This window comes from Nocardioides sp. NPDC047086 (genome assembly GCF_040643685.1).
Classification (GTDB): Bacteria; Actinomycetota; Actinomycetes; order Propionibacteriales; family Nocardioidaceae; genus Nocardioides.
Window position 1 is genome coordinate 1 of the sequence record NZ_JBEYUV010000034.1, and the last position, 21,804, is coordinate 21,804.

Genomic DNA, 21,804 nt, shown 5'->3' on the forward strand with positions numbered 1-21,804 from the left:
TCCGCAACGCCCGCTCACGCATCTCGGAGGAGTACTTCTTCGGCATCGTTCCCAATCCTGTCAAAGATGTCGGAACGAAACCCAGGGCGAATCAGGACAGACCCAGACCCGGAGTTTTGCGCACCATGTCGTCGGTTCTTGGGCAGCTCGACCGGCATCGGCCCGTTCGTTCCCTCACGACCAACCATGCGACTACCAGGTGTAGAAACCATGCCCCGTCTTGCGCCCAAGCGAGCCTGCGGAGACCTTGTCACGCAGGATTGCCGGCGGCTCGAACCGTGCTCCGACCTCGCGGGCGAGGTATTCAGCGATGGCGAGGCGTACGTCGAGCCCGACGACATCGGTCGTACGGAGGGGGCCCATCGGGTGCTTGTAGCCCAGCGTCATGGCGGTGTCGATGTCCTCGGCCGTCGCAACCCCGCTCTCGAGCATCCGCATCGCCTCTAGGGCGAGTGCCACACCAAGGCGCGAGGAGGCGAAGCCGGGCGAGTCAGTGACCGTGATTGCGGTCTTGCTCAGGGCCTCAACCCAGCCCTTCGCCTCGTCGGCCACAGCATCGGAGGTTCGGGTGCCGACCACGATCTCGACCAGCTCGCTCGCCGGCACGGGGTTGAAGAAGTGCAGCCCTAGGAATCGTTCTGGATGTGCTAGTGCCGTGGCGATACCGTCGACCGACAGGGAGCTGGTGTTGGTCGCCAGCACGGCATCGGGAACGACTTTCTCGACAGCGGTGAGAACCGCTGTCTTGAGCTCGGCCGACTCGGGGACCGCTTCGACGACCAAACCGCAGCCGCCCAGCGCATCGACGGCCGTCGCGACGTGCAGTCGCTCACATACGGCCTCGAGCGGCTCCGAAAGGGCGCCCCGTTCGACCGCCTTGGCCAGGCTACGTACGGCCCTCTCCTCCGCGGCGGCCGCTGTAGCGTCATCGGATTCGATGATGGTGACAGATGTCCCTGCGGTGAGGAAGGCGTGAGCGATGCCGGCGCCCATCCTTCCGCCGCCGTAGACGCCGATCAGCTTGGGCAGGCTCATGAGAGTTTTCTCCGATTTCGTGGGTAATACGGGTGAGAGAGGCCGTGCTGCCACCATCGAGGTGTTGATGCTTTCCGAATCGGATCGGTGTGGCAAGGACCGGTTCTTACTTCGCGGAACGCGACAACGGACTCGTCCAACTGTTCGGGGTGGTCGAGCCACAGTGCCTGGGTAGCAAGCATCAGGTGAGCCCGGTGGTGAGCACGACTTTGCCGCGGACGCGTCCGTCCTTCACGTACTGCAGGGCGTCGCTGACCTTCCCGAGCGGAAAGGTGAGGTCGATCGCCGGGTCGATCCTTCCGGTCTCGGCCAGGTGTAGGATCTCGGCGATGGTTGCACGCATCTGATCCGGCTCCCGGTCGCGGTAATCGCTGCTCTGGAGCCCGACAAGGCTGATGTTCTTCACGAGAAGGTGTCCGGGCTTGACCGGGTTCTGACCTCCAGCCGCGAAGCCGACGATAACGATCCGCCCCTCCCACGCGGTGGCGCGAATGATCTGGGTGAGGTAGTCGCCACCCAGCATCTCAAGGGTCAGGTCGACACCATGTCCCTCGGTGGCAGCGAGGAGATCGTCGCGTAGGGTGTCCGGAGGAGAGGTGAGGACGACATCTGCTCCCTGAGCACGAGCCAGCTCGGCCTTCTCCCGACGGTGTGCTAGGGCGATGACGCGGGCACCCCGGGCCTTGGCGAGCTGCACTCCTGCTGACCCCATTCCACCGCCGGCGCCCGTGACGAGGACGGTTTCACCGGCTTGGAGGCGACCGCGGCGACACAGCCCGAAGTGCGCGGTTGCATAGACGAGGCCCAATGCGGCAGCAGCCTCGAAACCGACGGCGTCCGGAAGCTCGATGACCAGTTGCTCCGGGACGCGGAGTTGCTCGGCGTACGCGCCGTGCTCGACCAGGGTCAGCACTCGCTGGCCAACCTTGATCCGCTCGACACCGTCTCCAACAGCGACAACGCGGCCAGCGGCCTCCTTCCCTGGGGTGAACGGCCGCTCTGGCAGGTTCTGGTAGCTACCGTCGACGACGAGCAGGTCGGGGAAGTTCACGCTGGCCGCGCCGACCGCGATCACGACCTCGCCGGGTCCGGGTACGGGGTCAGGTACGTCCTCGACCGTCAGCACGGACGGTGCGCCGAACTCCTTGACGAGCGCTGCGCGCATCAGTGGCCATCTCCTTCTGTCTTCCAGATCCCGCCAGCCGGCAACGGCTCCAGGCGAGGGTAGGTCAAGGTGTCGCCGGTGCGCCTCAGTGCCGGGCTGATCGCGCTGGCAAGGGTTGGTACGCCCCCATCGGGCTGTCCGGGCGCTGCGACTTGCTCCGCGCTCTGGGTGTAGACCATGCCGGCACTCTCTGCTTCCTCCCAGGTAGCGACAACCACCGTGCAGACGTCTTCACCCTCGAGGAGGGCACGCCAGTGCTCGGCTGGCTGGGCAGTGAATACCTCCCCCATGGCCGCGATCACGGTGTCTTCCTGGCCTGCGTCCTCGTGGTACTTCTCCTCCAGCCCGACGAGCTCGACCAGTCGCTCCCAGAACTTCTGCTCGAGCGCGGCGCAGGCGATGTGCCGGCCGTCGGAGGTCTGATACACCTGATACCGGGGGCTGCCGCCGGTCAACAGTTCGCGTCCGGGCCTCGGCCAACCTCCCCCGGCTTGGTGGGTGGCGAGGTAGCCGTACGCCATGGTCTGGAGATTCTGAGCCATCGAGATCTCAACATGACAGCCCTGCCCAGTCGTCTCTGCGTTGCGTAGCGCCAGCAGAACGTTGACAAGCGCCGGATAGGTACCGCCGGCAATGTCGGCAATGGTCGTCACCGGCAGGGCTGGACTGCCGGTCCGGTCGATGACGGTGCCAAGAAGTCCGGACTCGGCGAGATAGTTCAGATCATGTCCGGCCTTGGACGCATTGGGTCCGGTGGAACCGTAGCCGTTGATCGAGCAATAAACCACGCGTGGGTTGCGCTCATTGATCGCGGTGTACCCCAGTCCCAACCGGTCGGCGACACCGGGCCGGAACTGCTCGATGACGATGTCAGCCTCGCCAGCCATATCCAGGACGCGGTCGCGCTGCGCGGGGTCCTTGAAGTCCACGGCGTACGCCCGTTTGCCACGGTTGAGGATGGCGTAGTTGGCGCTCGCCTCTCCGAGTCGTGGCTGGTAAGTGCGCATCTCGTCACCGCGCCCCGGGCGTTCGAGCTTGATCACCTCGGCGCCCGCCTCAGCCAGCATCAAGGTGGCGAGTGGTCCAGGAAGCAAGGTCGAGAGGTCCAGCACCTTGACCCCGGCGAGTGGCAGCGGCGCGCTCATCGGACCATCTCCCGAAGCTTGACCTTCTGAATTTTTCCACTCGGCGTCATGGGCAACTCGGGCAGGCAGATCACGCGTTCGGGCAGGTAGTGCTTCGAGAGACCCTGACCGACGAGATGGTCGGCGAGCGACGCCACACTCAGCTCTGGTCGTCCGTCCTGCACGACGACCACGGCGCAGATCCGTTCACCCAGGCGATCGTCCGGGATGCCTACCACCGCGGCGTTCAGGACGTCAGGGTGGTCGAAGATCACTGATTCGACGTCGGTGACCGGGATGTTCTCGCCACCGCGGATGATGATGTCTTTGCTGCGGCCCGCCAGCGAGACCCACCCGTTGGTGTCGATGCCCGCGCGGTCGCCGGTGCGGAACCACAGTTCGGGATCGAACGATTCCTCGGTCGCGTCCGGGCGGTCGAAGTATCCGTAGCAGAGCGCCGGGCCGCGGATCAGGAGCTCGCCGATCTCACCAGGGGCGACCTTGTCGCCGGCGTCGTTTACGACCTTCACCTCCGATCCTTCGAAGACCGAGCCGTCGGTGTGCTGGATGGCGTCGGGCTCGTCCGGGGTGCAGCTCAGGATGATGCTGCACTCGGTCATCCCCCACGCCGGTGCGACGTAGGCACCGAGCGCTGCCCCTGCCTTGGCCGGCAGGGTTCGCGGGACCGGCGCGCCGGCGATTATCAGGCAGGACAACGGGCAGTCAGGGTCGCCGGCCAGGTCGGTTCGCATCATGTCTTGCAGGAAGGTCGGCGCCCCGAAGAAGGTGGTGACGCCCTCCTCGCGGATGATGTCCACTCCCCAGGCCGGGTCCCAACGGTCGACGTGGACGCCGGTGCCACCGAACACTGCGGTGAAAAGTATCCCCCAGATGAAGCCGGTGTGGTGGCCTGCCGGTGACGCCACCAGCTGCACCAACGGGTCACCGAAGACCCCTGGGCCCACGTGGCGCCCCTGCATCCGGGCGGCGTAGACGAGCGAGTTGTGGCTGTGCATCGCGCCCTTGGGCTCGCCGGTGGTGCCAGAGGTGAAACCGAGGTAGCAGATCCTGTCGGGATCCGGGTCCGGAAACGTACGAGCCGGAGCATCGGCGTGGTCGCTCCAGAGTGTCTCCCCGGGCTGCAGACCGGTCTCGTCGTCGTCGAGGACGACGACATGCTCGAGGGTGGGGATCTCTGCCCGTAGCCGTCTGGACATCTCCAGATGCTGGTTGCTACGCCAGCGGCTCGGAATTACGAGCACCTTGGCCTTGCTCCGGCGCAGCACCGCTGCGGCTTGGCGCTCGCCGTAGGCAACAGGGATCCCAGCGTAGATTCCGCCGACCTCGTTGATGCCGAAGACCAGCTCGGCGTACTCGACCCAATTCGGCAGCATCAGGACAACCGCGTCCCCTTGGCCCACACCGAGATGGGCGAAGACCTCCGCGGCGCGGTGAGCGTTGTGGTCGAACTCGGCGTAGGTGCGGGTGATCCGGCTGCCGTCCGAGCGCCGTCCGACCAAGGCAAGCCGATCCGGATGTTTCCGGGCAGCATCGGTGAGGATCGAGCGGACTGAGCGGTCTTCCCACCAGCCGTCCGCGCGCCAGCGCTCCGCGGTCGCGTCGTCGAGCGGCGTGAACTGGCCGTCCAGGGCACCAGCGAGGGATCGGTTGACCGATGTGGCTGTCATGACGCCTCCTTGATGAGAGTGGGGTTGCTGGGCCGCCCGACCAGAAGGGCGGCTGCCCGTTCGGCGGCACCGTCCACGTCGGTTGCGGCGCGCAGCGAAATGGCGTCCCGCAGATGACGCTCGGCGGGATACTCGCTGAGGTAGCCGTAGCCGCCGTGGGACTGGAGAGCGGACGTCGCGACATCGATCGCGTCCGCGCATGCACGCCGGGCAAGGCCGGTCGCCGTGACAAGGTCGTCCGTGGCGCACAGGGCGAGCGAGTCCAGGACTGCCGTCCTTGCGCTCTGGTCGAACAGCGAGAGCCGGACCGTGGGAATCGCAGTCAGCGGCCCACCGAACTGGTGGCGGGAGCGGGTGTATTCGAGCGCGTCGTCCGAGGCGGCACCGGCGATTCCGGCCGCGACAGCTGTCGCACCGAGCATCAGTCGGATGTGGGCCGCTGCGATCCCGGGGCCGGTGACCTCGACGATGTCCTCGGCGGCCGCGTCGACGGTGAGGCTCCTGGTGAGAGCACCATCGAGGCCCGTACCGCGAATGGGGACCGAGGCTGTCGCCGCGGAGGGGATCAGGATCGCTCGGTTGGCGCCGTCGAGCACCAGCACGGACGGGGAGTCCGCGCTGGTGTCAACCCGGTCGATCGCCCCGGTCAAGCGAGCGCCAGTAGAGTCGAGCTGGACATGGACGGCCGCAGAATCGACAACCGCGATCGTCGTGGTGCCAGAGTGCAGACCGTCGCGCAGGTTCGCGTACGCGTCCGGCTCGAGGTCGCCAAGAGCATCGAGGGCCGCGTGGGTCTGGGTGCTCGCCCACCCGAGAGCCGGCCAGTGTCGGCCAAGTCGTTCCATGGCGGCGCCGACGGTGAACGGATCTGCTCCCCCACCACCGTGCTCCTCGCTGACGCCGAGCGTCCAGACGCCGAGCTCGGCAAGCTCCTTGCGCACCCGCGCGATGGTGGCCGGATCATCGTTGCTCAGGTCGATGGCGCGGTCGTTGGCCAAAGCGTCGAGCATGGCAGCCAGATCGCGCTGGTCCTCGCTGAGCCTCGTTCCGCGCCAGGTCACGACCAGAACCTCTCGGTCTTGGGGGCGCGTCGCTCGGCGAACGCCTCGCTCATCTCGTGGGCTTCCTGGCTCTGCAGGTAGAGCGAGAGCTGCTGGTCGTGGGCCATGCGGGCCTGACCCGAGACCCCGTTGTGACGGGCGGAGAACGCTCCCTTCATCGCTCCCACGGCGAGCGGGCTGCGGGTGGTGATCTCGCGGGCCACCTCGGCAGCGCGTTCACGCAGCGCGTCAAAGGGCACGACCTCGTTGACGAGTCCCATCTCGAGAGCCTGGGCTGCGGCGTACTTCTTGTTCAGGTACCACATCTCTTTGGCCCGCTTCCGGCCGATGGTGTCCTCGAGATACCAGGAGCCGTAGCCGGCATCGAAGCTACCCACCATGGGACCGACCTGCCGGAACACGGCGTTCTCGGAGGCGATCGTCAGGTCGCAGACCGTGTGGAGGACGTTTCCGCCGCCGACTGCGAAGCCGTTGACCGCCGCGATCACCGGCTTCGGGATGGTGTCGATGGCCTGGTAGACGTCGATGATCGGCAGAACTTGAGACTGGTCGAGCGAGGTCACCGGGTCGTGCTCGCCCCCGATGCAGAAGAACTTCTCGCCGCTGCCGGTCAGGATGGCCGCTCGTAGCTCGGGGTCGAGCCGAAACCTCTGCAGGGCGTCGAAGAGCTCGAGGCAGGTTTGGTGGCGGAACTTGTTGCCGGCCTCGGGCCGGTCGATCGTGATGGTGAGGATCGGCCCGTCCGTGTCGGTGCGGATGTCGTCGTACGTCGTCATGGTTGTGCCTCTCAGCTCGCAGTAGGGGTGGTGTCGACACGGAAGCCGCGCCCGTTCTTCTCGCCGAGGTGGCCGGCGGCCACCATCTGGCGCAGCAGCGGCGGCGGCGCGTACCGGTGATCGTGGGTCGCTGCGTACGCCGCCTCGGTGGCGTGGAGATGGACGTCGAGACCGATCAGATCGAGCATCGCGAGCGGTCCGGTCTTGTAGCCGAGGCCCAACTGCAGGGCGATGTCGATGTCTTCGGCGGTGGCCAGTTCGTCGTCGTACTCCTGGATGACGTCGTTGAGGTAGGGCAGGAGCAGAGCGTTGACCAGGAACCCGGGCCGGTCCTTGACCACGACGGGTGTCTTGCCAGGCAGGTCCTCGACGAGCGCTACCAGTTCCTCGACCAGGGACTCCTCGGTCTGAAGCGCTCGCACCACCTCAACGGTCGGCATCAGTTGAGCAGGGTTGAAGAAGTGGAGACCCGCGACTCGGGCCGAGTGGGGCAACCCCGCCGCGAGTTCGGTGACCGACAGAGCCGAGGTGTTGGTGAGGATCGGTACGCCGACGGCAACTACCCCCGCGACCTCGGTCAGTAGCGCGGACTTGACCTCGGCCATCTCGGTAACCGACTCGATGACCAGCGTGACAGTGCTGAGGTCGGCCATACGGGTGGTGCCGGTGATCCGTTCCAGAACACCGGTCTTTTCGTCCTCCGAAACCTTCCCCCGCGCGATCCCGTCGTCCAGGAACGCGGTGATGCGGGCGCGGCCTTCGGCGATCCGTTCCTCATCTGTCTCCAGAACGGTGACGGTGCGACCGGAGGCCGCAAAGACCTGGGCGATGCCTGCGCCCATGGTGCCAAAGCCTAGTACCGCGACGGTCGGGAAGTCGGTGGTTGTGCTCATCTCGCTCATCTCCTCAGGAACCGAACAGTCGGGTGTCGTCGTACTCGTAGAACCCACGCCCGGTCTTGCGTCCGAGGTCGCCGGCAGCGACCATCCGTTCGACCATCGGTGGCGGGAAGAACCGCGGGTCGCGAAGTTGCTCGTAGAGCCGGGTGGCAACCTGCTGGTGGATGTCCATGCCGACGATGTCGAGCAGCCGGAATGGGCCCATCGGGTGGCCGAGGGATCCGAGGACCGCTGCGTCGATGGACTCCTTGGTCCCCAGCCCGGATTCGAGTGCCCTGATGCACGAGTTCTCCCACGGGATCAGGAAGCGGTTCACGATGAACCCGGGCCGGTCCTTGGTCACCACGCTGGTCTTTCCCAGTGAGTTCAGAAACTCGATCGTTGCCTTGTGTGCCCACCCAGCGGTGTGGCGGCCGTCCGCGACCTCGACCAGCTTCATCAGCGGGGCGGGGTTGCAGTAGTGGGTGCCGACGACTCGCTCCGGCGACCGAGAGCCCGATGCGATGCCGGTGACCGACAGCGTCGAGGTGTTGGTGTGGAACAGCGTGGACTCGCCGACGATGTCGTCGAGGCGACCGAAGAGGTCCTTCTTGAGATCGAGGTCCTCGAAGACCGCCTCGACAACGACATCACAGTCGCGCAGGGCGGTGAGCTCGGTGGTGCCTTCCAGCGAGGCTTTTGCGTCGACCGCCTGGTGCTCTGTGAGCTTTCCCTTGCGGACGCTGTTGTCGAAGAAGCCGTGGACGGTGTCGACGCCTCGTTGGAGGTTGTCCTCGGCGATGTCGTAGAGGAAGGTGCGGTGCCCTGTCCGAGCCATCACGCTGGCGATGCCGGAACCCATCGTTCCGGCGCCGAGGACGGCGACAGTCTTACGTCGGTCGTTCACTGGTTGTCTCCTGGTCGATGGTTGGTTGGAGTCACCGGACGCTCTGGCCGCCGTCGATCACGACGACCTCCCCGGTCATGAAATCGGAGGCGGTACCTGTGAGGAGGAGTAGCCACGGCTTGAGCTCGTCGGCCTTCCCCATCCGGCGGGCTGGGATCGCGCGCACGACCTTGGCCATCGCTTCCTCGTCGGCTCTCATATCCGCGTTGAGCGGGGTGGCGAAGTAACCAGGGGCGATCGCGTTGACCTGAATGCCGTGCTTGGACCACTCGATGGCCATCGAACGAGTGAAGGCGATAACTCCAGCCTTGGATGCCGAGTAGGCGGCGTGGTTCGCCACCCCCTGGAGCGCGAAGTTGGAGGCGATGTTGACGACCTTCCCCGATCCCTGGGCCACCAGGTGCCGGCCCACCGCCCGGGTCGCCAGGTAGATGCCGCGCAGGTTGGTCGCGATGACGCGGTCCCATTCCTCAGCTGGCTGATCCAGGAGTGGCGTGGTTGCAACGATGCCGGAGTTGTTGACCAGTACGTCGACCCTGCCGTACGTCTCTATGGTCGCTTCGACCATTCGCGCCACCGACCCCTCATCGGTGATGTCGGTGGGGCATGCGAGTGCCTGGCCACCGGCGTCCTTCGTCTCCTCCACGAAGCTGTCCAGCTCGGCGCGGGTTCGTGACGCCACGGCGACCGCCGCACCCGCATCAGCGAGGGCGGACGCCATGGAACGGCCCAGGCCACGGCCTGCACCTGTCACGATGGCGACCTTGCCGGTGAGTTGCTTGTCCGTGGTCATGCGAGCTCCTTGATCGCGCGGGTGGTCTCGCGGCCGATGAGCAGCCGCTGGATCTCGTTGGTGCCGTCGTAGATCTGGGTGACCTTGGCGTCGCGGAGGCAGCGCTCCACCCCGAGGGTCGAGAGATCCCCGTACGGCCCGAGAATGCGTGCGGCCTCGATCGAGGCGGAGAAGCCGAGGTCGGTGCACGTCTGCTTCATCATCCCGATCTGGCCCGGGGTCACGTCGGGATCCGTGTCGACCCGTCGCGCCACAGCGTGCAGCAGCAGTCGTCCTTGCAGGATGCGGCCCCGAAGGTCCGCGAGGGCGAAGGTGGCCTCGTCGGGGAGCTTGCCGTCGTGGAGTGCCGTGAGAGCTGCCAGTGTGCGGGCGTACGCGGCTCGGGCGAGTCCGACGCCTTGGGCTGCGGCGCTGATCCGCGACTTCACCACGGACTTCATCACCACCGACCAGCCGCCGCCCTCTTCGCCAAGAAGGTGCGTCCGCGGCACGGCGACCTGGTCGAAGAAGAGCTCGGCCGTGCTCGATCCGTGCATCCCCATCTTGTCGAACGGAGCGCCGCGGCCGATGCCTTCCCACCCGCCATCCAGGACAAAGGCGGTGATGCCTCTCCGGCCCAGCGATCGGTCGACGGTGGCAAAGCAGATGATCACGTCAGCGCGATCACCTGTGGTGATGAACGTCTTCTGACCGCTCAGTGACCAGCCGTCGTCCGTGGACACCGCGATCGTGGTCAGACCGGACACGTCCGAACCTGCTCCGGGCTCAGTGATCCCGAGCGATCCGTATGCGGACCCGTCGAGGAGGCCGGGGATGTAGCGCTGTTGCAGCTCCTCCGAGCCGGCCGTCATGATCGGGTACGCCGCGTGCATCTGAGTCATGAACACGAGACTCGTGGCCGCGCACGCTGCGGTGATCTCCTCCATGGCGACCGCGTAGGCGACGTTGCTGTCACCTGTGCCACCGAACCGCTCGGGGAAGATCAGCCCGCACAGCCCTGCATGGGCCAGCGCCTGCACGCTTTCGTGGGCGAATGTGTGGTTGAGATCCAGATCTGCCGCCCTGGGTGCCACCTCGTGGGCGACGACGTCGCGGGTCAGGGCGCGGATCTCTCGTTCGCGTTCGGTCAGGAACTGGTCTGCCACTGGCTCGTCGAGGAGCTGGTGCAGTGCCAGGTAAGCCTTGGGGTCCTCCTCGAGTGCGGGTGCGTCGAGGTTCATCGGGTCTCCTTCCGGTTGATGAACTGAGCCGGCCGGCGCTCGAGAAATGCGCTGATGCCTTCGGTGGACTCGTCCCCGGCGATGGCAAGCGCTGCGAGGCCGGTCTCGGCACGCAGTCCTCCGTCGAGGGGCGTGTCGCGGCCGAGGTCCATGGCCTGCAGGATCGATTTCACCGCTGACGGCCCTTGGGCGGCCACGGTTTCGGCGAGGGACGCAACGGTCTTGGCAAGCTCTGCCTGTGGCACCGGCGGGACCGGCGTCAGACCGAGGTCGAAGGCACGCTCGGCGCTCAACCGCGCACCGGTGATCATGAGATGGGCGGCGATCCGTGGTCCGACCGCCCGCGGGAGCCGCTGGGTGCCGCCATATCCCGGGATGAGTCCGAGCCCGGACTCAGGCAGCCCGAGCTGGGCCCGGTCGGCGAGCACCGGGAATGTGGCAGCCAGTGCGAGCTCGAACCCGCCACCCAGTGCCAGAGCGTTGACGGCTGCGATCACAGGAACCGGTGTGCGCTCCAGGTGGCGCATCACCTCCTGCCCGTACGCCATCGTCCGATGCGCCTCGTCCGGCCCCATCGTGGCGAGCTCCTTGAGATCGGCACCGGCGCTGAATGCCTTCTCACCAGAAGCTGTCACGACGATGACCCGGATGCCAGAATCCTTCGCTGCCTCATCGACGCCGGCTCGGATCCCGTCCAAGACCTCGCGGTTGAGTGCGTTGTACGCCTCGGGACGATCAATCCTCAATGTCAGAACCGACCCGTCACGCTCGCGGAGCAGACTCACGCGGACACCTCCGTGCTTCCTTCGAAGGCGGCATCGGCGGCGATGAGTGCGTCGACCTGTTCCTCGGTGTAGCCGGCTTCGGTCAGAACTGTCCGTGTGTCGGCCCCCAGGTCGGGGAACCGCTCGTTGCGTGGGGCAACCGATGCCAGCCGGAACGGGCTGCGCACCGAGACGAGCTCGCCACCCGACCCTGGGACCGGGAGCAACGCCCCTCGGGCGATCACCTGCGGGTCCTTGACGACCTCCGACAGCGACTGGACCAGCGCGCATGGGATCTTTGCCTTGTTGAACTCCGCCAACCACTCGTGCGCTGGCCGTTTTCGAAGCATGGGCGCAACCGTGACAGTGATGCGATCGCGGTGGGCACGACGGCCGGCGTTGTCCGCCAGGTCCGGGGCCGCCCCGAGGTCAGCACGACCTACGACGTCGCAGAAGCGGTGCCACAAGCTGTCGTTGCCGATGGCGATGACGATCGTGCGGTCTGCCGTCTCGAACGGCTGATAGACCGCGAGCACGGAGTCAGTTCCGCCGCTGGGCTGCGGCTCTGGCTCCCCTGCCGAGTACGCCGCGATCCGCGGCGCCATCAGGGCAAGGTCGGTGTCGAGAAGCGAGACGTCGATCAGCTCGCCCTGGCCGTTGGCTCGTTGCCGCACCAACGCGGCACTTACGGCGATCGCCGCCGACATCCCGGTCACTACGTCCGAGAGTGCCGTCGAGACGCGCTGGGGTGCGCCACCCTTCGCGCCGGTCACCGACATCAGCCCCGAACGTGCCTGGGCCACCAGGTCATATCCAGGCAGGTCACTGTCCGGGCCGTCCTGCCCGAACCCTGACATCGCGCAGTAGACGAGACGGGGATTTCGGCGGGAGATGCTCTCACCGTCGATCCCGAGGCGTACCAGCTTGGACGGGTTCATGTTCTGCAGGAAGACATCGGCGCCATCGAGCAGGTGTAGCAGTGCCTCTCGTCCTTCGGCGTGTCGAAGATTCAGGACCACCGACTTCTTGTTCCGGTTGGCCGACGCGAACCAGGCTGAGGCTCCGTCCACGAACGGTGGGCCCCAGGCTCGCGCATCGTCACCTGCCCCGGGCCGTTCCACCTTGATGACCGTGGCGCCGAGATCGGCGAGGTACATCGCGGCGGTAGGCCCGGCATAGGACGTCGTCATGTCGACGACGCGTACACCTTCAAGTGGTCCGAGAGTTGCAGACATCCGGTTTCGCTCCTCTGTGATCGGTAGGTGGGCCGTGGGCTGCCCTTGCGCCAGCAACAGGCAGCCCACGGGGCTTTCAGATGCTGGTCTCGACAGAACCCGGGCCGGCGCCGCGAGCCGCAGAAACGACCATCGAGTTCGCAGGCTCGTCGACCCAGTCGATCTCGTCGTGACGGGTCTCCCGACACACAGCGACTGCGATGAACGTCAGGAGGCCGCCGGCGGCGATATAGACCGACAAGGGCCAAGCACTCCCGAACTCGTCGAACAGCGCCGTCGCGATGAAAGGAACCGGCGCACTGAACAACAGGCCGCCGAGCGTGTAGGCGATCCCAGCGCCGCTGTAACGCAGCTGGGTCGGAAACATCTCCGGCAGAAGGCTCGCCTGCGGACCATAGGTCAGCGAGTGACAGATCGGTAGCGCGATCAACATCGCCAGGATGATCGCCCAGGTGTTGTGAGTGTCGATCAGCCAGAAGAACGGGAACGCCATCAGAACCGTGCCCACGCAACCGGCCAGCATGACCGGACGTCGGCCGACCCGGTCGCAGAGGGATGCCATCAGCGGAATCGTTGCCATCTGCACCACCGACGCAAGGCAGACCGCACCAAGCATCGTGTTGCGGCTGACACCGTCGTCAGCGCCATATGTCAAAGCGAACACCGTCGCCATGTAGAACGGGATGTTGGCAGCTGCAACAGCCAGGGCACCGAGAAAGACCCGGCCACCTGCCTTGCGGAAGACCGTCGCGGCAGGGAACCGCTCTTCCTTGTTGCTGTTCTTCACAGACTCGAAGGCCGGCGAGTCTTCGATCTTGAGGCGAATGTAGAGACCGACGACCACCAGCACCGAGCTGACCAGGAACGGCACCCGCCACCCCCAGGCCTCGACCTGGTCCGCGGGCAACCGCTGGACAAGCCAGAACATCCCCGTACCCAGCACCAGACCGGCCGGCACTCCGATCTGCGGCCAGCTGCCGTAGAACGCCCGCTTGTTGCGCGGCGCGTGCTCTACCGCCATCAGGACCGCGCCGCTCCACTCGCCACCGAGCGCAAGCCCCTGCACAAGGCGACACAGGACGAGCAAGATCGGCGCCCAGATCCCTATCTGGCCGTACGTGGGGAGCAGGCCGATCGCGAAGGTGCCCAGGCCCATCATCATCAGGCTGGTTACCAGCATCCGCTTGCGCCCCAGCCGGTCACCGAAGTGACCGAAGATCAACGCACCGAGCGGACGGGCAGCGAAGGCGACGCCGAAGGTCGCGAACGATGCCAATGTTCCAGCAAGCGGGTTGAGGTCGGGGAAAAACAGCACGCCGAAGACCAGGGCGGCAGCAGTGCCGAAGATGAAGAAGTCAAAGAACTCGATCGTCGTGCCGATGAGGCTGGCACCAGCAACCCTTGCGATCGAGAGGCTGGATTTCTCGGTGGTGGCCACGAGTTTCCTCCTGAAAGACGAACCGCACTGCTGGCGACACCGACGGTGTAGCGCGGGCCACATGATCTGTGACGGCAGCCACAGTAGCCACTACTGTCAGACTGCGCAAGGTCCGACATTTAGCGTTTCCCCACAGGATGCGCCCGCAGCCCGCACGTATTGCCCGTGATGTACACCGAATGTCACGGAGACGTGGTAAATATTGGACATTAGCCAGTCGATGCCTCGGAACTGGCTGCACGCAACGAAAGGCGACAGCGGTGACCGCACCGATGCAGACCGAGAACGAATCGGGCCCGAAGATCATCGGCCGCACAGTTCTCCGACCCCGTCAGCAGGTCGAGGAGACGATCAAAGCGGCGATCTTGGCCGGCGACCTCAAGTCGGGCGAGATGCTGCCCCCCGAGGCCGAGTTGGCGCGGCAGTTCAACGTCAGCCGCTCCACCCTCCGCGAAGCGCTCCGCTCGCTGTCGACGCAGAACCTCATCACCAAGGTGCCCGGCGCCCGCGGAGGCAACTTCGTCCAGTCGGTCGACTACCACTCCCTCGGCAACGTCGTCATCGAGTCGGTCAACAACCTGCTCGCCCTCGGAAGCATCGACTTCGACGAGGTTGCCGAAGTGCGCCAACAGCTTGAGGTTCCCTCTGTGCGCCTCGCCGCCGTCAACCACACCAGCGATGACCTCGAGAGCCTCAAGGCCATCGTCGCCAAGCAGAAGGCCGCGACCGTAGAGGACCCTTCCATCCCCGACCTGGATCGCGACTTCCACACCCTCATCGCCCAGGCCTCCGGCAACCGAGTCCTCGCCTCGTTCGTCGCCGCCCTCCACCACGCCACCGAACCCGTCCACTACCTCGACCTCTCTCCCGAAGTCGGACGCGAGACCGTCAAACAGCACCAGGCCATCGTGCGGGCCATCGACAACCAGGACCCCGACGCCGGCGAGGAGGCGATCGTGCGCCACCTGACCTATCTCCGCAAGCACATCACTGCTCACCGAGCGAGGTAAGAGCCCGGGTCGCTCGCTCGCTTAACGCACGGTACGGCTCCTGCCACAAGCGCACCTCGCCTTGTCGCCGGGTTCGAGTCGATCACCCATCTCAGCTGTCCCCTCCGTCATCGGGGCGCCGGGAGACTCGCTCCCCTCAGCCCAGGGGAACCGATTAGCCATCGTGGGCTCCACTCGAGGCGCCGGGGCAGGCGCACGCGAGTAATGGGCGGCAAGCCTTCCCATGGCGTCGCGGCCGCGCTGCGATACCGCTGCGCCCGAATGGGCGGTGCTCCGTCGGCTGCCTCGGGTATTCAGTCGAGAAGATCAGTGATCCGATACCGAACGCAGGAGCCGACCTGAGCGGGCCCTCGACCGTTACCACGGAGCCGCGAGGGCCCGACCACAGCCCTACTGTCCGGTCGAGAGTCACTCCGGACAGTTGACAGCCGTCGTCGAGAATCATGTTTCCCCAGGTCAACCTCCGATTTCCGTCGACAGTCGTCACCAACCCTTCCTACGGGACCGCTCCTCGGCCCACGGTCCGGCCCGTTCGCCTCACCCCTCTGACCTGCCAAAACGCGGTTCAGGAAACCTCGCCGTGCTCCACCGCAACCGCTCGGCGTGGATGCGGTCCCCGATTCGGGGGAACCTGCATACGGCCCTCCTCCCCTGTCACGAGATCCCGCTACGGTCCTTGAGCAGCACACGCGCCCACGCGGATCATGCGACGACGCCGCAGAAGGGAGCAGCGTCGTGGCAGGCCTCCTCGGTCGACTCGGTGGCTTCTGTGCCCGGCACAGCCTCCTCGTCATCGGCGCCTGGGTGCTGGTGCTCGTCACCGTGGTCGTGGCTGTCTCGACCCTCGGAGCCAAGACCAGCAACGACCTCGCGCTGCCCGGCACCGGCAGCCAGGAGGCGAAGGACCTGCTCTCCGACCGGTTCCCGCCCCAGCAGAACGGTGTCAACCCGATCGTCTTCCACGTCAGCTAGGGGAAGCTGACCGACTCCGCCAACAAGCAGGCCGTCGACGACGCGGTGAAGGAGATCGGCAAGCAGCCGCACGTCCACACCGTCACCAACCCGCTGAGCAGCGACGGACAGACCGCCGGCCTGCTGTCGAAGGACGGCCGTACGGCCTTCGCGCCGGTGCTGATGGACGTCGGGTCCGGCGAGCTGACGGAGGAGATCGCCGGCGACGTCCTGGACGCGACGCACCCCGCCGAGAAGGCCGGCATCACCACCGCGGCCGGCGGCTCCATCGGCTCGACGCTGTCGACCGACGAGTCCAGGACCAGCGAGGTCGTCGGGATCATCGCGGCGATGATCATCCTCAGCCTGGTGCTCGGGAGCCTGGTGGCGATGGGGCTGCCGATCATCACCGCCGTGGTCGGGCTCGGCGTCGCGCTGGCCTCCGTCGGTCTGGTCGGCCACCTCCTCGCGATCCCGTCCGCCGGGCCGACCCTGGCCACCATGATCGGCCTCGGCGTGGGCATCGACTACGCCCTCTTCCTGATCACCCGCCACCAGGACCAGCTGCGCGACGGGATGGCGATCCGCGAGTCGATCGCGCACGCGGTGGCGACCTCCGGCAGCGCCATCGTCTTCGCCGGCTGCACCGTCGTGGTGGCCCTCCTCGCGCTGGGCGTGGCCGGCATCCCGCTGGTCTCCGCGCTCGGGTACGCCTCGGCCATGGCCGTGGTGGCCGCCGTCCTGGTGGCGATCACCCTGCTGCCCGCGTTCCTCGGACTGCTGGGCCACCGGATCCACTGGGCCGCGCTGCCGGCGTTCATGCGCCCAGGACGCCGGCGCGACCAGGGCCTGTGGGCGAAGTGGGCCGGCGTCGTCCACCGCCACCCGTGGGTGGTCGCAGGCGTCTCGCTCGCTGCCCTGGTGCCACTCATCATCCCGGTTTTCAGCCTCGAGCTCGGCCAGGAGGACGTCGGCGCCACCTCGAAGGAGACGACCGAACGGCAAGCGTACGACCTCATCAGCGCGGGCCTGGGCGTCGGCTACAACGGTCCGCTGCAGGTCGCCTCGTCGCTCGACCCGCCTGCGGCTCCGAGCGAGGAGTACACCCAGAAGTACGACAGGGCGATGTCGCTCAAGTCCGACCTGGAGAAGAAGCAGAAGGAGCTGCCCCAGCAGAAGAAGCAGCTCCAGGCCGAGCAGGCACAGCTCAAGGACGAGCAGGCTCAGCTCGAAGCCGAGCAGGCGTCCCTGGAACGACAGAGCGCGCAGCTGCAGGCGCAGCAGGCCGACCTCGAACGGCAGGCCGCCGCGCTGCGCGGGCAGCAGGCGGACCTCGAGCGACAGGCCGACCGGCTCCGCGCCGAGCAGCGGAGGCTCGAGGCCGAGCAGGCACGCCTCGAAGCCCGTCGGGACCAGCTGCGACGCGAGGCGAGACGACTGGCGATGCAGGCCCGGCCGCTCGTCCGGGAGCTCGTACGGCTCCGGGTCCAGGAGCGCGTCCTGGAACGCCGCATCGCACGCGCCGAGCAGGATGGCGACGAGGCTCGGGTGGAACGGTTGGAGGCCCGCCTCGACGCGGTGAAGGCCGCGCAGGCCGCCGTCCAGAAGAAGCTCGCGCCGCTGGAGAAGCAGGCACGCAGCCTCGCCCAGCAGGCCCGCCGGCTGCAGGCGCAGGCACAGCGCCTCCAGCAACAGGCCGACGTACTACAACGGCAGGCCGACTCGCTCGCCCGGCAGAAGTCCGAGCTCGAGCGTCAGGCAGCCTCGCTGCGGGCCCAGGGCAACGAGCTCCAGACCCAGGCCGACGAGCTCCGCGCCCAGGCAGACTCGCTGCGCCGGCAGGGGGACGCGTTGCAGCAGCAGGCGCAGGAGCTCCAGAAGAAGGCCGACGACCTCAAGGCCGCGCAGGAGCAGGCCGAGCAGGAGCAGAAGGAGGCCGAGCAGCTGCAGGACGAGCTCACCCAGATGATGACGGCGGCCGGCGGCGACGCCCGTGGCACCGATCTCCGCGTGGTGAACCTGCAGACAGCTCTCTCGGACACCGAGGGGGTCGCGACCCTCACCCCGCCGCAGATCAACAAGAAGGGCGACGTGGTCCTCCTTTCCGCCGTGCCGACCACCTCCCCCGCCTCGGACGACACCGCCGACCTCGTCGAGGACGTCCGCGACTCCGTGCTGCCGAAGACGAACACAGGAACGGGCACCACGTCGTACGTCGGTGGCTACACGGCGTCCTACGTCGACCTGGCCTCCCTGATCTCGGCCCGGCTGCTGCTGGTCATCGGGACCGTCATCCTGTTGGGCTTCCTGCTGCTGATGGTGGCGTTCAGGTCGCTGCTCATCCCGCTCCAGGCAGCGGTGACCAACCTGCTCTCGGCGGCCGCCGCGTTCGGTGTCCTGACCGCCGCGTTCCAGTGGGGCTGGGGCATCGACCTGCTCGGCATCGATACGGCGTCGTCGACGGTGCCGATCGCCAGCTACGTACCGCTGATGATGTTCGCGGGCCTGTTCGGGCTCTCGATGGACTACGAGGTGTTCCTCGTCAGCCACGTCCAGCAGCACGTCCACGAGGGCACCGAGCCTCGGCAGGCGGTCCACTCGGGGCTGGTCTCCAGTGCCCGGATCACCACCGCCGCGGCCCTCATCATGGCCTCGGTGTTCGCCAGCTTCATCCTCGACCCCGACCCGACGATCAAGCAGTTCGGCGTCGGCCTCTCCGTCGCCGTGCTGCTCGCGGGCCTCCTCGTGGTCACCCTGGCGCCGGCAGCGCTGGTGATCTTCGGACGCGCTGCCTGGTGGCTGCCCGGTTGGCTCGACAGGGTTCTCCCCCACATCTCGATCGAGGGCGAGCCGACGGCGCCGCGCCACCGGGGCGAGGAAGGCGCCGCGGTTTCGTACGGGCGCAGCGAGGGGTTGGGCGACCAGGCAGAGTAGGTGGTAGCACTCGCCGTACTCGACCTCCGTCGTGGCACCCAGGACGCCCTGAGCGACTGGATGACCTCGGCTGATCCGACAGGAGACGTGAGATGGACACGACCACCGCGATCGCTCGCTTCGACGCAGTCCGGGCCGACACCGAACGCCTCGCAGCACCGCTCTCCCCCGAGGACCAGACCGTCCAGTCGATGCCGGACGTCTCCCCCACCAAGTGGCATCGCGCGCACGTGACCTGGTTCTTCGAGACCTTCGTGCTGGCCGAGAACGAGGCCGGCTTCACCCCGTTCCAGGACCAGTACTGGTTCCTCTTCAACAGCTACTACGAGCAGGTCGGGCCGCGGTACGCACGGCCGATGCGTGGCGTGATCAGCCGCCCCGGCGCGCACGAGGTCGGCGACTACCGGCGCAACGTCGACGACCGCATCAGGGACCTGCTCGACCGCGTGGACGAGGGCACCTTCGCCAAGCTCGCGCCGACCATCGAGCTCGGCTTCCACCACGAGCAGCAGCACCAGGAGCTGCTGCTCATGGACATCAAGCACGTGCTCTCGCTCAACCCGCTGCAGCCGACGTACGCCGGGCGGCCGGTCGCGGCTGAGGGGACCGACCGGCTGGGGTGGGTCGACCTCGACGGCGGCCTGGTCGAGATCGGTTCCGAGGGCGGTGGGTTCTGCTTCGACAACGAGCTGCCTCGGCACCAGCAGTGGCTGGAGCCGTACCGGCTCGCCGACCGGTTGATCACCAACGGCGAGTGGCTGGAGTTCATCGCCGACGGCGGCTACCGGCGCCCGGAGCTGTGGCTCTCGGACGGATGGGCGCGGGTCAACGCCGAGGGCTGGGAGGCGCCCTTCTACTGGCGCGAGGCCGACGGGGAGTGGTTCGAGCACACCCTGCACGGCACGTCCCCACTGGACCCGGGGCTGCCGGTCTGCCACCTGAGCCACTACGAGGCCGACGCGTACGCCACCTGGGCCGGCAAGCGCCTGCCCACCGAGGCCGAGTGGGAACACGCCGCCCGGACCTATGAGGTGGCCGGCAACCTCGCCGACCGGGACAGCTTCCACCCCCGCGCGGCCGGGCCGGCGACCGGCGGCCTGCGACAGCTCTTCGGGGACTGCTGGGAGTGGACCTCCTCGGCCTACCTGCCCTACCCGGGCTTCCACCCCGCCGCCGGCGCGATCGGCGAGTACAACGGGAAGTTCATGTCGAGCCAGATGGTGCTCCGCGGCGGCTGCGCGCTCACCCCGCCGGGACACACCCGAGCCTCGTACCGCAACTTCTTCCCGCCCGGCGCACGCTGGCCCCTCACCGGGCTCCGGCTCGCCGACGACGGGCGCCGTGCGTGACCTGGTCGGCCTCGATCACGTGTGCCCATCGCGGCGTCCTCGGACCGCCCCCGACCCACGCCGAGTGGGCCTCTCATCACGACGGCTGCCCGCCTCCGCTGCGACTCGGTCCGTGGAGCGCCGCGGTCAGCGGCACCATCGACGCCTCGTGGACATTCATCCTGGACAAGGCGCAGCAGGACGGCCTGCCGATCGGCTCCGCGGTCGTCCAGATCGCCAACGAGCTGGAGGTCGGTGGCTTCTCGGTCCTCCTCAGCGACGGGGAGGACCTTGTCCTGCTGACCGGTGACGAGGGCTGCCACCTGGTCGAGCCCGCGGCCTGGGAGTACGTCGTCAGCAGCCGCCCGCTCTCCGGCGCTCCGTCCACCCCGATCCCGCCGCGCACCATCGGTGTCCTCAGCCCGTGCGGGCCCACCTGGTGGCGGCTCGACACACCTCGCCACCAACTGAAGGAGAACCTCGCGTGACCCTCGACCGCAACGGCCGCACCAGCACCAGCACACAGGCCGGGGGCAGGATCACCACCCTGCTGACCGCCGAGGACCTGCGTCGGAGCCTCGCGGAGGACGCGCGCACCGGCCTGAGCGCGTCGCCGAAATGGCTGCCACCGAAGTACTTCTACGACGAGCGTGGCTCGGAGCTGTTCGAGGAGATCACCCGGCTGCCCGAGTACTACCCGACCCGCACCGAACGGGCGCTCCTGACCGAGCATGCGGGCGAGATCGCCGAGGCCTCCGAAGCCGAGGTGCTCCTCGAGCTCGGGTCCGGTTCATCGGAGAAGACCCGGCTCCTGCTCGATGCGCTGGCCCGGACAGGCCGGCTGACGACGTACGTCCCGGTCGACGTCAGCGCCAGCGCGCTCACCCAGGCGATGGACGCGCTCGCCGAGGAGAGGCCGGGGCTCGTGCTGGAAGGGGTCGTCGCCGACTTCGACCAGCATCTCCAGCAGCTGCCGACCCCGGGACGTCGGCTGATCGCACTGCTCGGCAGCACGCTGGGCAACTACGACCGCCCCGGACGCGAACGGTTCCTGCGGTCGGTCGCCGACGCCATGCAGCCCGGCGAAGGCCTGCTGCTCGGCCTGGACCTGGTCAAGGACCCCGGGCAGCTGGTCGCCGCCTACGACGATGCCGCCGGCGTGACCGCCGAGTTCAACCTCAACGCACTGCACGTTCTCAACCGGAGCCTGGGCGCCGACTTCGACCCTGACGCGTTCCGGCACCTGGCGCGTTGGAACACCGAGGAGGAACGGATCGAGATGCGGCTGGTCGCACAGGACTCCGCCCGCGTGGAGCTGAGCGAGCTCGACCTCGTCATCAAGTTCGACGAGGGCGAAGAGCTCCTCACCGAGCTGTCCTGCAAGTTCCGTCGAAGCAGCGCCGCTCGCGAGCTCGCTGCGGCGGGCTTCGGCGACCTTCGCTGGTGGACCGATCCGGAGGAGGCGTACGCACTCGTCCTGGCCAGGCGCTGAGCGCC

General features: G+C 67.3%; 19 protein-coding genes. 6 read left to right on the forward strand and 13 right to left on the reverse strand.

Annotated elements, in window-relative coordinates; all coding sequences use genetic code 11:
• Positions 1-192: 192 nt before the first annotated feature.
• From ABZ796_RS21360 to ABZ796_RS21420, 13 genes are all read right to left on the reverse strand, one after another.
• Positions 193-1,092: a 3-hydroxyacyl-CoA dehydrogenase family protein gene (locus tag ABZ796_RS21360; protein WP_357339591.1), complete on the reverse strand. Its 900-nt coding sequence runs from the start codon at positions 1,090-1,092 to the stop codon at positions 193-195.
• A 124-nt stretch (positions 1,093-1,216) separates the two neighbouring features.
• A complete protein-coding gene (locus tag ABZ796_RS21365) occupies positions 1,217-2,200 on the reverse strand; it encodes an NADPH:quinone oxidoreductase family protein (RefSeq protein WP_357339593.1) in 984 nt (327 codons plus the stop codon).
• Positions 2,200-3,345 (reverse strand): CaiB/BaiF CoA-transferase family protein, encoded by a 1,146-nt coding sequence (locus ABZ796_RS21370; protein ID WP_357339595.1) that lies wholly within the window; start codon positions 3,343-3,345, stop codon positions 2,200-2,202. Before ABZ796_RS21370 ends, ABZ796_RS21365 begins: the two co-directional genes overlap by 1 nt.
• On the reverse strand, positions 3,342-5,012 hold the full coding sequence (locus ABZ796_RS21375) for an AMP-binding protein (protein ID WP_357339597.1): 1,671 nt from the start codon (positions 5,010-5,012) through the stop codon (positions 3,342-3,344). The genes ABZ796_RS21370 and ABZ796_RS21375 overlap by 4 nt, the downstream gene beginning before the upstream one ends.
• Positions 5,009-6,073 carry an acyl-CoA dehydrogenase family protein gene (locus ABZ796_RS21380; RefSeq protein ID WP_357339598.1) on the reverse strand — a complete coding sequence of 355 codons (1,065 nt, stop codon included), beginning with the start codon at positions 6,071-6,073 and terminating at the stop codon, positions 5,009-5,011. The genes ABZ796_RS21375 and ABZ796_RS21380 overlap by 4 nt, the downstream gene beginning before the upstream one ends.
• Positions 6,070-6,849 carry an enoyl-CoA hydratase-related protein gene (locus tag ABZ796_RS21385; protein WP_357339600.1) on the reverse strand — a complete coding sequence of 260 codons (780 nt, stop codon included), beginning with the start codon at positions 6,847-6,849 and terminating at the stop codon, positions 6,070-6,072. The genes ABZ796_RS21380 and ABZ796_RS21385 overlap by 4 nt, the downstream gene beginning before the upstream one ends.
• An 11-nt stretch (positions 6,850-6,860) precedes the next feature.
• Entirely contained in the window at positions 6,861-7,742 is an 882-nt protein-coding gene (locus ABZ796_RS21390; protein WP_357339601.1) for a 3-hydroxyacyl-CoA dehydrogenase family protein, read from the reverse strand.
• A 13-nt stretch (positions 7,743-7,755) separates the two neighbouring features.
• Complete coding sequence (locus ABZ796_RS21395; protein ID WP_357339603.1) at positions 7,756-8,634, reverse strand: 3-hydroxyacyl-CoA dehydrogenase family protein; 879 nt, start codon at positions 8,632-8,634, stop codon at positions 7,756-7,758.
• Positions 8,635-8,665: 31 nt separating this feature from the next.
• Positions 8,666-9,427, reverse strand: coding sequence for a glucose 1-dehydrogenase (locus ABZ796_RS21400; protein ID WP_357339605.1), 762 nt, complete (start codon positions 9,425-9,427; stop codon positions 8,666-8,668).
• On the reverse strand, positions 9,424-10,647 hold the full coding sequence (locus tag ABZ796_RS21405; RefSeq protein WP_357339607.1) for an acyl-CoA dehydrogenase family protein: 1,224 nt from the start codon (positions 10,645-10,647) through the stop codon (positions 9,424-9,426). The genes ABZ796_RS21400 and ABZ796_RS21405 overlap by 4 nt, the downstream gene beginning before the upstream one ends.
• A complete protein-coding gene (locus tag ABZ796_RS21410) occupies positions 10,644-11,432 on the reverse strand; it encodes an enoyl-CoA hydratase/isomerase family protein (protein WP_357339609.1) in 789 nt (262 codons plus the stop codon). Before ABZ796_RS21410 ends, ABZ796_RS21405 begins: the two co-directional genes overlap by 4 nt.
• Entirely contained in the window at positions 11,429-12,646 is a 1,218-nt protein-coding gene (locus tag ABZ796_RS21415) for a CoA transferase (RefSeq protein ID WP_357339611.1), read from the reverse strand. The genes ABZ796_RS21410 and ABZ796_RS21415 overlap by 4 nt, the downstream gene beginning before the upstream one ends.
• 76 nt (positions 12,647-12,722) lie before the next feature.
• Positions 12,723-14,084 carry an MFS transporter gene (locus tag ABZ796_RS21420; RefSeq protein ID WP_357339612.1) on the reverse strand — a complete coding sequence of 454 codons (1,362 nt, stop codon included), beginning with the start codon at positions 14,082-14,084 and terminating at the stop codon, positions 12,723-12,725.
• Between the two features lie 260 nt (positions 14,085-14,344).
• On the opposite strand from ABZ796_RS21420, the gene ABZ796_RS21425 reads away from it, so the two are divergent.
• The 6 genes from ABZ796_RS21425 to egtD all read left to right on the forward strand — a co-directional run bounded on the left by ABZ796_RS21425 (position 14,345) and on the right by egtD (position 21,799).
• A complete protein-coding gene (locus ABZ796_RS21425) occupies positions 14,345-15,094 on the forward strand; it encodes a FadR/GntR family transcriptional regulator (RefSeq protein WP_357339614.1) in 750 nt (249 codons plus the stop codon).
• 735 nt (positions 15,095-15,829) lie between these two features.
• The gene (locus tag ABZ796_RS21430) at positions 15,830-16,066 is read left to right on the forward strand and encodes a hypothetical protein (protein ID WP_357339616.1); all 237 of its coding nucleotides are present in this window, start codon (positions 15,830-15,832) and stop codon (positions 16,064-16,066) included.
• 6 nt (positions 16,067-16,072) lie between these two features.
• On the forward strand, positions 16,073-18,979 hold the full coding sequence (locus ABZ796_RS21435) for an MMPL family transporter (RefSeq protein ID WP_357339689.1): 2,907 nt from the start codon (positions 16,073-16,075) through the stop codon (positions 18,977-18,979).
• A 92-nt stretch (positions 18,980-19,071) separates the two neighbouring features.
• Positions 19,072-20,328 carry an ergothioneine biosynthesis protein EgtB gene (gene egtB, locus ABZ796_RS21440; protein ID WP_357339617.1) on the forward strand — a complete coding sequence of 419 codons (1,257 nt, stop codon included), beginning with the start codon at positions 19,072-19,074 and terminating at the stop codon, positions 20,326-20,328.
• Positions 20,325-20,795 (forward strand): hypothetical protein, encoded by a 471-nt coding sequence (locus tag ABZ796_RS21445; protein ID WP_357339619.1) that lies wholly within the window; start codon positions 20,325-20,327, stop codon positions 20,793-20,795. The genes egtB and ABZ796_RS21445 overlap by 4 nt, the downstream gene beginning before the upstream one ends.
• Complete coding sequence (egtD, locus tag ABZ796_RS21450; RefSeq protein WP_357339621.1) at positions 20,792-21,799, forward strand: L-histidine N(alpha)-methyltransferase; 1,008 nt, start codon at positions 20,792-20,794, stop codon at positions 21,797-21,799. The genes ABZ796_RS21445 and egtD overlap by 4 nt, the downstream gene beginning before the upstream one ends.
• The last annotated feature ends 5 nt before the right edge of the window (positions 21,800-21,804 follow it).

Bases quoted from the DNA above. Each gene is read 5' to 3' on its own strand.
- ABZ796_RS21405 (WP_357339607.1), bottom strand. From the start codon at position 10,647: ATGAACCTCGACGCACCCGCACTCGAGGAGGACCCCAAGGCTTACCTG.
- ABZ796_RS21400 (WP_357339605.1), bottom strand. From the start codon at position 9,427: ATGACCACGGACAAGCAACTCACCGGCAAGGTCGCCATCGTGACAGGT.
- ABZ796_RS21375 (WP_357339597.1), bottom strand. From the start codon at position 5,012: ATGACAGCCACATCGGTCAACCGATCCCTCGCTGGTGCCCTGGACGGC.
- ABZ796_RS21370 (WP_357339595.1), bottom strand. From the start codon at position 3,345: ATGAGCGCGCCGCTGCCACTCGCCGGGGTCAAGGTGCTGGACCTCTCG.
- ABZ796_RS21390 (WP_357339601.1), bottom strand. From the start codon at position 7,742: ATGAGCACAACCACCGACTTCCCGACCGTCGCGGTACTAGGCTTTGGC.
- ABZ796_RS21415 (WP_357339611.1), bottom strand. From the start codon at position 12,646: ATGTCTGCAACTCTCGGACCACTTGAAGGTGTACGCGTCGTCGACATG.
- ABZ796_RS21360 (WP_357339591.1), bottom strand. From the start codon at position 1,092: ATGGTGGCAGCACGGCCTCTCTCACCCGTATTACCCACGAAATCGGAG.
- ABZ796_RS21365 (WP_357339593.1), bottom strand. From the start codon at position 2,200: ATGCGCGCAGCGCTCGTCAAGGAGTTCGGCGCACCGTCCGTGCTGACG.
- ABZ796_RS21385 (WP_357339600.1), bottom strand. From the start codon at position 6,849: ATGACGACGTACGACGACATCCGCACCGACACGGACGGGCCGATCCTC.
- egtB (WP_357339617.1), top strand. From the start codon at position 19,072: ATGGACACGACCACCGCGATCGCTCGCTTCGACGCAGTCCGGGCCGAC.